The sequence below is a fragment of the Desulfovibrio sp. JY genome, from assembly GCA_021730285.1.
GTDB lineage: Bacteria > Desulfobacterota > Desulfovibrionia > Desulfovibrionales > Desulfovibrionaceae > Solidesulfovibrio.
Genome location: CP082962.1, coordinates 2,246,665 through 2,259,763, shown reverse-complemented (window position 1 = coordinate 2,259,763; position 13,099 = coordinate 2,246,665). Strand labels below are relative to the sequence as shown.

Below are 13,099 nucleotides of genomic sequence, written 5' to 3'. Positions count from 1 at the left end.
ATTTGGCAGCCCAAGCCCGACAACTCAGCCTGCTCGAACTCCCCGAGCTCAATCCGGACGCGGACATTGCGATGTCCATGGATCGGATCGTCCAAGCGGCGGGGCTATCGCGGGCCGAGGCCGTTGATAGGCTCAATGAAGCTGCGCGACGGTTCGGGGTCCGGCTGGCGGCCGGAAGCTCCAAGGAGCTTGGGCTGGCCACCTTCGAAAAGTGGCTTAACCCGCAAGCGCCCGACTACGTGCCGAGCGTGCGCGCGCTCAACCTGTTTTGCCACGTCTTCGGCACGCCCGAGCCGTTGGCCCTGCTGGTCAGGTCTCATGGAAAGGGATGGCGGGTGATCGATGGCGAGGATGCCAAGCTTCTAGAGTGGGCGCGGACGGAACAGGAAATCAAGCGCCTGCGGGCGCGCAAACGCAAGATCGAGACGGAACTATGAAGCGTAACAGCAGGGAAATCAAAGCCTGGATGGCGCGCAAGGGCGTCTCCGTCGCCACGCTCGCCCATTTTGCCGGCGTACCCCGTCAGCACATGTCCGACACCATCTGGGGCCGCCGCAATAACAGTCAGGCCTTGCAGGGACTCGTGGACGCCGGCTGTCCAGTGAAATGGCTCGCCCTGCCGGAGACCAAGGACAAGCAAGCGGCCTAGGCCGCTCTATAATTTCCGCGCTTTCGCGAAGCCAGGGGCCGAGCGGCAAGACCGCCAGAGCGGGGCGCGGAAGATATCAAACGGAAAGGAGGCTGGTGATGAGCAAGCGGAAGCGGATGACCGGGAAGGCGGAAGAGATGGAACAGATTGCCCAGGTTTTGAGGCAAAACGGCCTGCCGGAAATGGCGGTTCGGGCGGCGCTTGTCTGCCTGTGTGGAGTCCAGGTGTCGATGGTCGACAACGGTTCCGCCTACATGGCTACGAATCTGCTTACGCAATTTTTGGGCGAATAGCGCGAAACCGCCCTTCGCGGGCGGTCGTCGGACGGTGGCGCGTCCGGCCTGATGAGCAGCCGATAACGTGGAGTTTTATAATGTCTAATCAAAAAAATTATCAGGAACATAATCGGGTTGTTGTACTCGCCAAATCCAATGATCCGATTCTCGGACAAGAGCTTCACGAAATTCCACAAGCAGATGTATCCATGCATCTACCAGACTACCCCGGCTCAGGATCACCCCTTTTTGGGTGTGTGCTTTCAGTTGCGTGTACTTCAGGAGAGAATTCAGCGCGTACACCTGTAGTTCTCTTATTTCGGGCAAGCAGTCCCGAAGCAATTCGGCGCTCGATCGCCCTGCTTCTGTCCACACAATACACCCTAGAAGAACTTCGGCCGTTGCTTCTCGCAAAGCGGTGTTGCTCCAAAATTGTTCTGACAAATCAAAGGCGGGCTTTACAAGTTCGTCTCGATCATAGGCTTCATAAATCCGGTCACGGACTTCAAAAAGACGCTGTTCAAGGTCGTCATATCCGATGGGCGGCTCAAGGTTCGGTAAGCGTTTGTGTGTCACGGCGGTGTCTCCCGACAGCTGTTCGTCTCTCGATTCTTCGTACCAAGGGCCTGTAGCCACGACAAGCGGACGGCGGCACAATGCAAGACAAGTACACGGCACAGAATATCGCAAAAGCGCTCGGCGTATCACGCCAGAGAGCCGAAGCCAGGGCCAAGAAAGAAGGATGGCTGTTTGAGGAAGAGCCCTCGCCTGGCCGTGGCGGCCACCGCCGGCTGTATCTTGCTGCCTCCCTCCCTGCCGAGGTCCAGGACGCCCTGACGGCCTCCGAAGGTGCGAACCTGCCCGCCGAAGCGTCCGAACTCGCCCTCACCGAGTACCAACGGTGCGGCGCGCTGGCCAGGGCCGATCTGGTGCGGCTTTATACCGAAGCCCTGTCTAAGGCCTCGCGCAAGGGCATTGCCCAAAAAGAATTTCTCGCCGCCTACCGGGCCGGCGTGTGGCCGAAGATCAAGGAGGTGCTCGGGGATGCGGTGTCCGTGCAATCTCTCGAACGCTGGAAGCTCAAACTGCGGCGCACCGGCTCTGCCCTCGCCCTGGCTGACACGCGCGGCGGCGTGCGCGTCGAGCCGGTGCTCACAGTGGCCCATCAGACCATCATCACCGCCCTGGTTCGGCATCCGAACCAGCCGAACATCGCCGAAGTCTGCCGCGAGGCCCTCAAAGCCTTCAAGCCGGCTGGGTTGCCGCCCTGCTCCGAAATCACCATCCGCCGCTTTATCGAAAAGTGGATCGCCAATAACTACGGCGAATTCGTCTATTCCCGAAAGGGCAAAAAAGCCTGGGTGGACGAATGCTGCCCGTACATCGTGCGCGACTACTCGAAGATCCAGGTCGGCGACATCATGGTGGCTGACGGCCATGTCTTGAACTTCGAGATACTCGACCCGGAGACCGGCAAGGGCGCGCGCATGGAGCTGGTGCTCTGGTACGACATGGCGTCCAGCTACCCTTTGGGATGGGAAATCCTGCCCACGGAAAACACGCAAGCCATCGCTTCGGCCCTACGCCGGGCCTGCCTGCGCCTTGGGAAGTTTCCCCGCATCGCCTACCTGGACAACGGCAAAGCGTTCAAGGGCAAGTTCTTTACCGGGGTTGATCTGACGCAAACCGGCCTGGGTGGCGTATTTCAAGAGCTTGGCATCCAAACAATTTTTGCTTGGGGCTATCACGGCCAGTCCAAGACCATCGAACGATTCTTCGGGACGTTCGGTGAATTGGAACGCTGGTGCCCCTCCTATGTCGGCTCGTCTATCGCTACCAAGCCGCCCCGCCTCAAGCGTGGCGAAGACCTGCATCGCAAGCTGTATGAAGCGTCGGGCTACCGGCCGCTGACCCTTGAAGAAGCCCACACGGCCGTGGCCATGTGGTTCGACGAATACGCCCACCGCCCGCAACGTGGTCACTTGAAAGGTCGGTCGCCGCTTGAAGCGTTCGAGCCCGGAGCCGGGTCGGGCCTGACCGACGCCGAGTTGCGCAAACTGCGGCTTTGCATGCTCTCCAAAACCGTTCGCCAAATCGACCAGAACGGGGTCAAGATTTTCGGCCGGCATTACCGCCACCCATTTTTACATTCCCTGCGTCATTCGGTGCTGGTGCGCTATGACGAGCAGGATCGCCGGTCCGTGCTTGTCTACGATGAAACGGGCAAGCGGCTTATCTGCGAGGCCACGCCGGTCCCAACCAACGTGCATCCTGCCGCCGGCATTCTGGGCACGGATGAGGACAAGGCGCTTCTGGCCTCCGAGATCGCCTACAAAAAGGCTCTCGAAAACCAGGTCACAGCCGATGCCCGGGAATTCCTCAAGAATGTCGTGCTCCCGGAAACGCAGCACCGCATGCAGCTTGTGGCCGAGCAGAAGGTGGCCCCACCTGCCATCCCCGCCCCTCCCGCGCCCAACGTCAAAAGCATCGAAGCCGCCAAAAGCGCGGCCCGGGCCAAGATCGAAGCCGCTCCGGCTTATGTGCCGCCGGCACAGATGGCCTCAATCGTCACCGAACTCGACCGCTACGAATACCTTTTCAACGTGTCTGTCCGGGACGGCATGGCCCTGCGTGAGGCCGATGCCGACTGGATGGCCCGTTACGAGCAAACCGAGGAATACGCGGCTTGCGCGCGGGGCCGTTTCGAGGGCCTTCGCCGGGTCTACGCGCGCCGCCGCATGGCTGCTAACGGGGGAGGATTGGAAGCATGAAATCGGTTTTTGTGGAGACGGGCAACGTGACCGCATTCCGGCGGGCCGTGCTGACCGTCGAGGACACCGAACGCGGCCAACCGGGCATTGTCGTGGCCTGGGGACAGGCCGGTCGCGGCAAGACCTTTGCCGCGCGCAACAGCCACACCGAGCGGGGCGGGGTCTACCTGTCCGCTTGGGAAAACGAAAGCCAGGCCGCCTTTCTGGGACGGCTGTGCTTCGAGGCCACAGGAACCAAAGCACCGCGCTCGGCCAGCGCCTGCAAAGTGAAGATCATCGAGACGTTGGATAAGCGCCGTAAGCAGAAAATGTCCTCCTCCATCTACATGGACGAGGCGGACCGTCTGCATTTCAGTCGGATCGAGGATCTGCGCGATATCCACGAGGCCAGCGGTGCCGCTGTGATCCTCATCGGTGAGGAAGAGCTTATCGGGCTCTTGTCTCAGCGCCGGCGCATCTGGTCGCGCGTGACCCAGGAAGTGCCCTTTGCCCCGGTGGACGAGGCCGACATAGCGGCTTTCGCCTTGGAAGCGGCCGACCTCGACCTGACATCCGAAGCCTGCGCCATGGTCCGGGCCACGTCCGACGGCGACATGCGGCTGGTGCGCAACATGATCGGGCTCCTGGAACAGGCGGCCAAGGCGCATGAGACCAACCGCGCCGACGCGGCCATGGTTCGGGCCGTGCAAAAACAGCGGTCCTGGAGGCGGGCATGAGAACACCCGATGCGGACCGCGTGCGCCTGGTTATCCAGGGGTTGTCCGTAGGCGGCAAGCAAACCGTAGCCTATCCCCTTATCTACGAGGCTTTGGTCTGCTCCGATGAGCCGGCCAAAGCCAGGGTTCGTAGGCAGGTCAACGAGATGGTCAAACGCCGAGAGCTGCTTCGCGTCGAGGATGGCGTGTTTCGGTTCAATCCCGATACCGAAGAAAAACGCTCCGGCGAGTTCTATCAGCGCGTCTGGCGGGCAATCCGCTCAGCCAAGCCCGGCTTTGCCTATCAAGATTTGGCCACCGTCTCACGCGTCTCCTACGACCACGTACGCAAATACTGCCAATGGCTGGCCGAGGCGGGTTTTCTGGAACGCCACGGCATGCGCGGCCAGACGCACCTGTTTCGCGCGACCGAAGCCGCCAGGGACAGGGTGGACACGCCTTGGCCGCCTCGGAAAATCCGCGATCCGTTCGAAACCGAAAAGCGGGCCGCGCTGGACGTCGTGCGTCTTTTTCTGACGCGTGATCCCTACCAGCCGGCTATTCGCGGCAAGATCGTCGAGAACTGCCAGGCCATCCTGGCCCGATTTCAAAAGGAAGAAGAGGAGGTTTCCCATGGCTAGGACGAAACCAAAGGTGCTCGCCCTTTCGGACATCAAGGAGGCCGATGCGGCCCTGGCCGAGTTGGCCGGCATCAAGCGCGATCTGGCCGCGCTTGAACATGTGATGAACGAATCCATCGACAGCATCAAGGCCGAGGCCAAGGCGCAGTCCGCGCCGTTGGCGGCTCGCGCGAAGGACCTGGAGGTGGCCCTGGCCAACTTCTCCACGGCCCGCAAGGACGATTTATTCCCGAAAAAGAAGTCCCTGGACCTGACATTCGGTGTCCTGGGCTTTCGGCAGTCCACCAAGCTCAAGACGCTGGCACGGTGGACCTGGAAGCTGGTGCTGGGGCGGCTCCAGGAACTGGCCGATTCCCCGGATGGCGGCGCTTTTCTCGAAGCGATCCGGATCAAGCCCGAAGTGGACAAAGAAGCCATGCGCGAGTGGCCGGAAGAACGCTTGGCGACGGTCGGCGTGCAACGGGTGGCCGAGGATGAATTCTTCTACGAGCTGAAAACTGAAACGGTCGAAAACGCGGCCGCCTGATCTTTTGCGAAACCGCCCCGAGCGGGCGGTCGTCCGGGCGTGGCGGCCCGGGCCTGACGAGCAGCCCACACGTCAGCCGGCCCTCTGCCTTCTAAGCAGACGGCCGGATGCGCCGAAACCACGAGAGGAGCCCCATGGCCAAGCGATCTTTCGTTCCCTGCGCCGCCATCTACAACATGCAATCCAAGGTCTTTTTCGGGACGCTGCTCAAGGCGACCACGCTCTCGTATGAGGCGGACAAAGACCTGCTGATCGAGATGTTCGGCCGCATCCTGGGCGGCCCGGCGGCGTCCTGGTCGAAGCTGACGCTCGGCCAGCGCAACCAGGTCCTGGACGCCCTAGCCGGCCAGTGGTTGCCCGAGCATGCGGCCGTGGACATCCCGCTTTTGCCCAAGCGCCTGCGCGACTGGAAAAAAGGCGACAAGGCCGACGGCTACGAACGCCTGGATATTCCTGCCGGGCCGCTGGCCCGACAAAAGCGCTACATCCTCATGCTGTGGTGCCTGCTTGGCTACGAGCCCAAAAGCCTGGACAGCCGGGCGTCCAAGCAGTTCGGCGTGGAAAAGTTCGTGTGGCTGTCCGACCCGGCCGCCCTGGCCACCCTGGCCAAGGACTTGTGGAGCCGTTGCCGCAAGGCCGGCATCGATCCCGAGCCGGCCGAAGCCGGCGGCACGCGGCGCGCATTGGCATGACGCATGGGGCCGGACGAACGCGAGGCGTTACGGGCCGCCATCCTGGCCCGCCATCGGAGCATCTACGCATACTGCAAGGCAACCGGCATCACGAAAAGCATCGTGCTGCAAATTTTGGCCGGTCGCTACCCGGGCAACGTGGCCCGGCAGACGGCGCGCATCCGGGCCGCCCTGGCCGACACGCCGCCGACAGAAGCAACCCCCGAACCGCCTTCGCTGACAGCGGTCTACGAAGCCCTGGAACGCGTGGCCTGCGCCCGGTGCCGGGTTACGGACAAGCGGCGTTGCAAATCGTGCCGCGCCCTGTGGGAACGGCAGGCGGCCGAAGTGGCGGCCCTGTATGCGGCGGCCGCGATATCTCACATTGGTTGATACGACAGGCGCGGCCATGAGCGAGAAGCGACGGAAATCGACTACTGTTTTGCTTCGAAACCAGGGCAAAATCATCAAGTTGGAATTGTTCCCGGCCGTTGCCTGGGGCGGCCCGGAAGGTTGCCATCGCGTGCGTCTCAATGGCCGCTGGCATTGCCCGGGAGGCGGCAAATACGAGTATTTCGCGCCTGCCGGCGTTGCCGGGCTCGTCGCGTCGCTTTTGAGCGGAGAGCCTTATTATCCCGAAGCCCGTCCCAACTTGCGCCGAGGCGACCGCGTGCGCGTCCCGGTCGGCAATGGCTATTATGACAAGACCTTCGTGGCCGGCCCGCCGATCCTGGGCCTGGACGGTCGCTGGTGGGTGGCGGTCGCCGGGAGCGACGAGGCCGTGGCCGTGGACATGCTGCTCCCGCAGCACAGGGGGAACCCATGAGCATTATCGACGACGTCTTGAAGCTCCTGGACAAGGGATTTCTGCCCTACCAGGGGCAGGTGGAAGGCCATGTCTACGACTCCCTCGGCTGCGGCCCCAGGCGCAAACCCCGGTGGTTTTGGAAAGACCGAAAATACGTCTGCTTGGGCTGCGCCAAGCGTTGTAGCCTGGTTGATCCTGTGGGATTTGAGTTGATGCTGCCGGTGACCTACCAGACGAAAAAGCTGGCATTTGCGAGCTTGCCGGCGGTTTCGGCTTGGGACTTGGTTACGAAGAAGGCGCTGCTGACGATTCCTGAAGTAGCGTTTGTGTTGTCTATTGGGAGGAGTAGGGTTTGGGAGATGATTCAAGAAGGGAGCCTCGAGAAGCATCCGATTTCGCCTCCCGCAAGAGTGACAGCAAGCAGCGTACTAAAAGCGTTAGAAGCTAGCTAATTTCTACCATAACAAGATAAATCAAAAAACAAAAAAATGCCCTCTTAACCATCTATCCAACGAATCAAGATAACTTCCATCTTGAGGTTCCTGTATAAATTTATCCAGCTCAATAAAATTCGCGACAATCATATCAACCTTAAACGACTCATTAATAACCAAGAAATTCAAAACAAACCATAAAAACCTATCTTTAACATATAAAGGGATAGCAAGACGCCAGATACATCTGAGAAAATCAAATGCAACATACAGTAGCGAAACAGCGCTAGCCCTTTTACTTTTAAAAATATCAAACACCTTTACCACCACATCATTGATTTCCCAATTATTGTTATTAATCACAAAATATAAAATACGGTAATCAATCGAAAGCAAAAAATAATTTCTGCGAATCATTTCTACATAAAACCTGCAATACTCCTCTAAGCCTATCAAGTGCCTATTCTTCAAATCTAAACATAATATTTCAGACCAAGTAGAACATTTTACACCCATTAACGCCGCAATCTCTCTATACGAAAAATCATCAGACATCAGAATGAGATTATTGCCAATCGCAGCAACAAGAGTATCATAGAAGGCAAGGCCAAGCTCAGATTCTCCAACCATCTCCTTTGAGTTATATACAACTCCACCAGAAGCAGGATATATTTTGGTTTTTCGCTTTGCCCAATCCAATACTCTGTTATACTTATCTATAGTTTCAGATAGCATGCCATCTTCAAATTCATGGTAGATATATTTTCCATTTTCTTTAAAAAAAACGCCATTATGATCAGAATTGTTAAGTTCATCAAGATAGAAAAAAAACAAGTCGAGCGTAGACTGTGTTATTCCAATAGGTCCATAGAATTTGTCAAAAACCGACAGGAGGCCAAAGTCATAGAGTGCGCACAGAGTAATAGGGTCAACAATAAATTCTTTATGTTTTTTATGCACACAATTCAATGAAGTAAGCCTTACATATTCATCTCCACGACTGCAAATAACTCCAATAGATGGATCCAATGAAAACCTTTCATACACTTCAAAAGGATGAAGATGTAGGGATTTTGCAACTACACACAAAGGAAAAGTTTTGCTTTTATAGTATGATTCGGCAAGCAACCTCTGACTAGCCTTTGAATCAACCATGTCAAATATGGGAGAAAAGTCTATGTTTCCATCTTTGCTTTTTAAATCAACTACAAAAAAAGACTGATCACCAGGGAATCGTCGAGAAAATGACTCGATAAGCTTTCTTAAAACATATCTATATTTTGATTCTATCGAGACTATCTCCCCTTTTAATTCAGTATACTTATTTAAATCAATTGCAATTCTTTCCCCAATGCGTTTCCCATTACAGATCTGGGCAATTTCGCTCTCGAAGGGGATTTCCTCATCATAGACTCTGTCTGTATACGTTGATTCAATGATATATTTGTAAATTTTTCCGTCATCGCTTCGAATAGTAACAGCTGCATCAGCTCTAACAGTATCAAATTCATAATTGTCTAAATTAATTTTATTTAGCAGTACATATGAAATAAATGATGCAGCAGCCACACCATCATATCGGTATTTTCTAATTATAAAATAAAACAACTCGAGACTTTTTTTCTCAAATCCATAATATTGGAGTCTTTTTGCATAGTCAGTTAGGTCTTCTGAAGAAGCCTCCAGAGAAGGAACGTAAATCGAAAGAAATTGCTTCACATTATCGACTCTCCCAATTCTACTATTTAAATCAATCCAATTGTTTCGTATAGACAAATCACCTGGTTTAACCAAAAGATATTCATCAATATTTTCAACAGCCTTAGCATATTCTCCAATTTTAACACACACGGCAGCGAGATGATATAAATAAAAATCTTTTTTTTTCGTTTCCCTGTCAATGCTTTCAAAAATATCAATAAGATCACGCCTTCGATCCAGTTTAAACAAACAAACAATCAAGCTACGTAATGGCCCAGAATCTCTTCGTTCAGTAACAAGTTCTTTAAAAATATCTACAGCATCCCCATAACAACTATTCCTATATAAAAAATCTGCAATAGCGATCTTCTCTATTTTTGATACTTGCTTTTTCAAAAGAGACTTTATATAAGCCAACTCTTTTTCTAGGCCATCTTTGTCACCACTTCTACGTAAAAGATCTCCCACAACTATGGTAATAAATACGTCTTTTCCCCTAGCTTTTTGTTCTGCACGTGCCAAATCAAGTGCCAATGAAAGACCACTCTTTCCTTCTATAACTTTATATTTTAACCGGACAAACATTGAGTAATAAGGCTCCGAACTTGACACATAGTCAATTGTGTCTAGACAGTTATTCGCCTCAGAAAAACGATTTAAACAGCCTAAACATTGGAGCTTAATTATTTGCAAATCACGCCTTAATGGCTCATTGATTTTATCTATAAATTTCAAAGCTGCTTCATAATTATATAAATCAGACTCAACTCTAGCTGCAGCTTCATAAAAATTCATATCACAGCAGCCACACTTTTCCATGTCAGCTATAATCGCCCTTGCATTATCAATTTCACCAAGAATCGAATTGAGACAAGTCAAGTTGATTCCTACCCATATGTAACTCTCAAAAAAATCTGTTCCTTTAACTGTCTCCCATGTACATTGAAGTGCCTTTTGAGACTTTTTGAGTTTTTCGACATCCTCGTAATCGACACACCCCTCAACCAGAGCCTTGTTTTCACTCATAACAAACTGAAACAATTCCGTTCCATAAACAGCAGCTATTACGGGCGATGATGGTTCAGACAAATATGCTTCGTTGAAAAAATGGATAGCTCTTTCTTGATTGCCGCTATTCTTATAGGCATATCCTAAAGACAAATTAACACTTGAAGCTTTGAGACATTCCTTCGGAACCAACCGATTTACTTCATTTTCATCAATATCTCTACCCAGAGAAGCTATCAACAAAGAATATCCATCTGGCTCTGTTGGATTGAGTTCAATTGCCTGCAGAATCATTTTATTAGAGTTATCTAGATCTCCTACGAGCAAATATCCGAGAGAAGCATTTCTAAGCGCCTTGTCATTACCCTCCGGAGCAAATTCAAAAGCTCTAAGAAAGAAATTCGACGCCTCAGCTTGATTATTAAGAGCGAAATGACACGCACCAATGTTTGTTAGTATTCTAAATCTAATATTATCGTCTGCCTTTCCCTTGCACTCTTCTAGAATCTTTTCTAGCATTGAAATAGCAATTCTAGGACGACTATCAATATAAGGAACTACCTTTGTTATTTCTCGATTAACTACTTCATTCTCGATAATTATATCATTTATCTTCGCCGCACCTATATCTAGTTGATACAACAAAGGAGCGGGCTCACCACTATATCCAACTCCATCTTTTTTAAAATTTGGAACTCCGACGTCCTGACCAAAATTACTAACATCACCACAGCTCCTTTCATAGACAAATTCGCGACCATAATCAGAATAATGCTTTCTTATTACATCTCTATGTTCTGAAAGCCTTGAAACTATCTCCTCCCAGCCGTAGACGATTACCTCAAATAATCCCTTTCTTTCATTCTCTTGAGTTATCAACCTTGCTTTTTTTTGTATTGGAGCATCACTGGGGGCAGTGGTAGCAATAATAAACTTTGATAAACTTGGCTCAAATTTTACAGCTTTTCCTACCTCAGTTATCAGCTCTTTTTCTTCAAGCTTATGCCCATAATCAACACATTTTCCCTTACACTGAATACCTACATATCTACCATCTCCACCTTCCCGACCATATATATCGACACCATCCTGCTTTTGTCCTCCCCTGCCATTTTTAATTGTATTTTTATCGTTTAAAATTGCCGCCCACAGATCTCTACAAAGATCTTCAAATGCTTGCCAATGTCTAGGTGGATAAATAGATTGCTCTTGAAAACTAGGCATAAAAAATCCTCTTTGCTCTTAACAAATGACCGTCCACACCAGTCCATTCGACTCTCTACTCAAAAGACAACGCACCTTAAAAAACATTATCTTATTGTGAGGCGCACAATGAAAAATATTCACAACTTTTCTATTTCAGGGATAATTAAAGACCCCACGTTTCAACACCATCTTCCTGTCGAGTTAATTGAGGCCTTAATCTCGACTGAATCTAGCTGGAATTGCTCTGCCATACGATACGAGCCAATATTCTACGACCGTTACCTCAAAGGCAAGGCTTTATCCTTCGTCCCCCCCGGCTGTTCCAAAGACACCGAGGCGATCGGCCGCGCCACCTCCTGGGGGCTGCTCCAGATCATGGGCGAAACGGCCCGTTCTATCGGCTTTCGGGGCTGGTTCGGGGAGCTGCTCACCCCGGAAATCGGCCTAGAATGGGGCTGCAAGTATCTGGCCCGGCTGCGGGATCGGTTCTTCGAGTCCGGCGGCTGGGAGGTCGTTTGTCGTGCCTATAACGGCGGTCCCGGCAATGCCCACAATCCCGCGAACACGTATCCGGCCAAGGTGCTGGCGCACCTGCCGGGCGGCGTCTGGCCGCAATAAGGAGGCATCATGGAAGCGCAAAAGCAATCACAATCGGCCCAGGTCGCCGCGCCGGCCGCCGCCGGGTCGCCCCTCACCCCGGACGCCGTGGCTTCGGCCCTGGCCGTACTGGGGGAAGCCGCCAAGAAGTTTGTCCTCCCGGCTTCCCCGACGACGCCTGATCCGCAGGAACCCGCCGCGCCGCCGGCGGCGGCCGCGTTGCCATCTCCCGGTCAGGTGATCCCTGGCGAACTCGAAGCAATGGCCGGCACATTACTGCTCTCGTCCAAGGGCAGGTCGGTGCTCAAGTCCAGCCCCTTGTGGACCATGCTGGGAACAGCGGCCGCCCTGATGGCCCAGGACCCGCTGGGATTGCACCTGGCTCCCATCACCCAGGTGTGCATCACCGCGTTGGCGGGCGTCTTCTTGATCCTGCACGGGCCGAGCAAGGGAGCCTGACATGGATCAACCGCTGGCGGCGACGCTTCTCAAAATCCTTTCGGCCATGGATGCGACCTCACTTGCCTATCTGGTGGCCCTGGTGACGCTCACGCCCATGGGACTGGTGTCGCTCATCGTGGTCTTTTGGCTCATTGAGGATCGCCGCCGGCGCGCCGATCTGACGCGGTACCAAAAGGATATGGACCGGATTCTCAAGGCCTACGGCGACGATATGCGCGGGGTGACCGGCTATTACAAGGACAACGTACAGCTTGTGAAAGACTACCAGTCCCTGGCGACCAGCCTGCATGACCAGGTGGTGCTCAACACGCAAGTCATGCAGCGCATGGTGGATGCCATCTGCACCAATCAATATTGCCCGTATGGGCGCATTGCCAAAGGGGAAAGCCCCATGAGGAGCGGCTTGTGATGAACCTCGAACGCGCGGCCATGGTCGGCCAGAAGACCGAAAAGGAGCTCACCGCCAAAGGCTTGGTCATCCGGGCCAGCGGCCTGCGGGACTCGTTGCGCCTGCTCCTGCTGCCCACAACGCCGGTGGAAGCGCTGGAAGACGAACGGATCGCCGGCCAGGCCATGGATTTGGCCCAGGCATTGATCGCCCTGCGGGCTGTGCGGGCCGAGATCGCGGTCATCAACAAGCATCTGGGGGCTTGAT

General features: G+C 53.7%; 17 protein-coding genes and 2 other RNA genes. 17 read left to right on the top strand and 2 right to left on the bottom strand.

Going from position 1 to position 13,099, the window contains the following annotated elements:
* Nucleotides 1–2: 2 nt before the first annotated feature.
* From K9F62_10100 to K9F62_10085, 4 genes are all read left to right on the top strand, one after another.
* On the top strand, nucleotides 3–437 hold the full coding sequence (locus tag K9F62_10100; GenBank protein ID UJX42998.1) for a hypothetical protein: 435 nt from the start codon (nucleotides 3–5) through the stop codon (nucleotides 435–437).
* A complete protein-coding gene (locus K9F62_10095; protein UJX42997.1) occupies nucleotides 434–649 on the top strand; it encodes an XRE family transcriptional regulator in 216 nt (71 codons plus the stop codon). Before K9F62_10100 ends, K9F62_10095 begins: the two co-directional genes overlap by 4 nt.
* 98 nt (nucleotides 650–747) lie before the next feature.
* Entirely contained in the window at nucleotides 748–942 is a 195-nt protein-coding gene (locus tag K9F62_10090; protein ID UJX42996.1) for a hypothetical protein, read from the top strand.
* An RNA gene (locus K9F62_10085) (hammerhead ribozyme type II) lies at nucleotides 942–1,007 on the top strand. The genes K9F62_10090 and K9F62_10085 overlap by 1 nt, the downstream gene beginning before the upstream one ends.
* 19 nt (nucleotides 1,008–1,026) lie before the next feature.
* Here the strand turns inward: K9F62_10085 and K9F62_10080 are convergent.
* Nucleotides 1,027–1,500, bottom strand: a complete 474-nt coding sequence (locus K9F62_10080; protein ID UJX42995.1) for a hypothetical protein — start codon at nucleotides 1,498–1,500, stop codon at nucleotides 1,027–1,029.
* Nucleotides 1,501–1,580: 80 nt separating this feature from the next.
* Between K9F62_10080 and K9F62_10075 the strand changes: the two genes are divergently transcribed.
* From K9F62_10075 to K9F62_10035, 9 genes are all read left to right on the top strand, one after another.
* Nucleotides 1,581–3,695, top strand: coding sequence for a Mu transposase C-terminal domain-containing protein (locus K9F62_10075; protein UJX42994.1), 2,115 nt, complete (start codon nucleotides 1,581–1,583; stop codon nucleotides 3,693–3,695).
* Nucleotides 3,692–4,411, top strand: a complete 720-nt coding sequence (locus K9F62_10070; GenBank protein UJX42993.1) for an ATP-binding protein — start codon at nucleotides 3,692–3,694, stop codon at nucleotides 4,409–4,411. Before K9F62_10075 ends, K9F62_10070 begins: the two co-directional genes overlap by 4 nt.
* The gene (locus K9F62_10065; GenBank protein ID UJX42992.1) at nucleotides 4,408–5,031 is read left to right on the top strand and encodes a hypothetical protein; all 624 of its coding nucleotides are present in this window, start codon (nucleotides 4,408–4,410) and stop codon (nucleotides 5,029–5,031) included. Before K9F62_10070 ends, K9F62_10065 begins: the two co-directional genes overlap by 4 nt.
* Entirely contained in the window at nucleotides 5,024–5,557 is a 534-nt protein-coding gene (locus tag K9F62_10060) for a host-nuclease inhibitor Gam family protein (GenBank protein ID UJX42991.1), read from the top strand. Before K9F62_10065 ends, K9F62_10060 begins: the two co-directional genes overlap by 8 nt.
* A gap of 4 nt (nucleotides 5,558–5,561) precedes the next feature.
* Nucleotides 5,562–5,627: hammerhead ribozyme type II (locus K9F62_10055), an RNA gene on the top strand.
* 64 nt (nucleotides 5,628–5,691) lie between these two features.
* On the top strand, nucleotides 5,692–6,249 hold the full coding sequence (locus K9F62_10050) for a regulatory protein GemA (protein ID UJX42990.1): 558 nt from the start codon (nucleotides 5,692–5,694) through the stop codon (nucleotides 6,247–6,249).
* A gap of 3 nt (nucleotides 6,250–6,252) precedes the next feature.
* Complete coding sequence (locus K9F62_10045) at nucleotides 6,253–6,621, top strand: hypothetical protein (protein ID UJX42989.1); 369 nt, start codon at nucleotides 6,253–6,255, stop codon at nucleotides 6,619–6,621.
* A 16-nt stretch (nucleotides 6,622–6,637) separates the two neighbouring features.
* On the top strand, nucleotides 6,638–7,054 hold the full coding sequence (locus tag K9F62_10040) for a hypothetical protein (GenBank protein UJX42988.1): 417 nt from the start codon (nucleotides 6,638–6,640) through the stop codon (nucleotides 7,052–7,054).
* Nucleotides 7,051–7,488 (top strand): helix-turn-helix domain-containing protein, encoded by a 438-nt coding sequence (locus K9F62_10035; protein UJX42987.1) that lies wholly within the window; start codon nucleotides 7,051–7,053, stop codon nucleotides 7,486–7,488. Before K9F62_10040 ends, K9F62_10035 begins: the two co-directional genes overlap by 4 nt.
* A 21-nt stretch (nucleotides 7,489–7,509) precedes the next feature.
* Here K9F62_10035 and K9F62_10030 read toward each other — a convergent pair whose 3' ends face one another.
* Nucleotides 7,510–11,403, bottom strand: a complete 3,894-nt coding sequence (locus K9F62_10030) for a hypothetical protein (protein ID UJX42986.1) — start codon at nucleotides 11,401–11,403, stop codon at nucleotides 7,510–7,512.
* Between the two features lie 108 nt (nucleotides 11,404–11,511).
* Here K9F62_10030 and K9F62_10025 point away from each other — a divergent pair, with 108 nt between their 5' ends.
* The 4 genes from K9F62_10025 to K9F62_10010 are packed head-to-tail and all read left to right on the top strand — an operon-like array spanning nucleotide 11,512 to nucleotide 13,098.
* Nucleotides 11,512–12,003 (top strand): transglycosylase SLT domain-containing protein, encoded by a 492-nt coding sequence (locus K9F62_10025; protein ID UJX42985.1) that lies wholly within the window; start codon nucleotides 11,512–11,514, stop codon nucleotides 12,001–12,003.
* A 9-nt stretch (nucleotides 12,004–12,012) separates the two neighbouring features.
* Nucleotides 12,013–12,441: a hypothetical protein gene (locus tag K9F62_10020; GenBank protein ID UJX42984.1), complete on the top strand. Its 429-nt coding sequence runs from the start codon at nucleotides 12,013–12,015 to the stop codon at nucleotides 12,439–12,441.
* 1 nt (nucleotide 12,442) lies between these two features.
* Nucleotides 12,443–12,853, top strand: coding sequence for a hypothetical protein (locus K9F62_10015; protein UJX42983.1), 411 nt, complete (start codon nucleotides 12,443–12,445; stop codon nucleotides 12,851–12,853).
* A complete protein-coding gene (locus tag K9F62_10010) occupies nucleotides 12,853–13,098 on the top strand; it encodes a hypothetical protein (protein UJX42982.1) in 246 nt (81 codons plus the stop codon). Before K9F62_10015 ends, K9F62_10010 begins: the two co-directional genes overlap by 1 nt.
* Nucleotide 13,099: the final 1 nt, after the last annotated feature.

Bases quoted from the DNA above. Each gene is read 5' to 3' on its own strand.
- K9F62_10095 (UJX42997.1), top strand. From the start codon at position 434: ATGAAGCGTAACAGCAGGGAAATCAAAGCCTGGATGGCGCGCAAGGGC.
- K9F62_10090 (UJX42996.1), top strand. From the start codon at position 748: ATGAGCAAGCGGAAGCGGATGACCGGGAAGGCGGAAGAGATGGAACAG.
- K9F62_10075 (UJX42994.1), top strand. From the start codon at position 1,581: ATGCAAGACAAGTACACGGCACAGAATATCGCAAAAGCGCTCGGCGTA.
- K9F62_10070 (UJX42993.1), top strand. From the start codon at position 3,692: ATGAAATCGGTTTTTGTGGAGACGGGCAACGTGACCGCATTCCGGCGG.
- K9F62_10065 (UJX42992.1), top strand. From the start codon at position 4,408: ATGAGAACACCCGATGCGGACCGCGTGCGCCTGGTTATCCAGGGGTTG.
- K9F62_10060 (UJX42991.1), top strand. From the start codon at position 5,024: ATGGCTAGGACGAAACCAAAGGTGCTCGCCCTTTCGGACATCAAGGAG.
- K9F62_10050 (UJX42990.1), top strand. From the start codon at position 5,692: ATGGCCAAGCGATCTTTCGTTCCCTGCGCCGCCATCTACAACATGCAA.
- K9F62_10045 (UJX42989.1), top strand. From the start codon at position 6,253: ATGGGGCCGGACGAACGCGAGGCGTTACGGGCCGCCATCCTGGCCCGC.
- K9F62_10040 (UJX42988.1), top strand. From the start codon at position 6,638: ATGAGCGAGAAGCGACGGAAATCGACTACTGTTTTGCTTCGAAACCAG.
- K9F62_10035 (UJX42987.1), top strand. From the start codon at position 7,051: ATGAGCATTATCGACGACGTCTTGAAGCTCCTGGACAAGGGATTTCTG.
- K9F62_10030 (UJX42986.1), bottom strand. From the start codon at position 11,403: ATGCCTAGTTTTCAAGAGCAATCTATTTATCCACCTAGACATTGGCAA.
- K9F62_10025 (UJX42985.1), top strand. From the start codon at position 11,512: ATGAAAAATATTCACAACTTTTCTATTTCAGGGATAATTAAAGACCCC.
- K9F62_10020 (UJX42984.1), top strand. From the start codon at position 12,013: ATGGAAGCGCAAAAGCAATCACAATCGGCCCAGGTCGCCGCGCCGGCC.
- K9F62_10015 (UJX42983.1), top strand. From the start codon at position 12,443: ATGGATCAACCGCTGGCGGCGACGCTTCTCAAAATCCTTTCGGCCATG.
- K9F62_10010 (UJX42982.1), top strand. From the start codon at position 12,853: ATGAACCTCGAACGCGCGGCCATGGTCGGCCAGAAGACCGAAAAGGAG.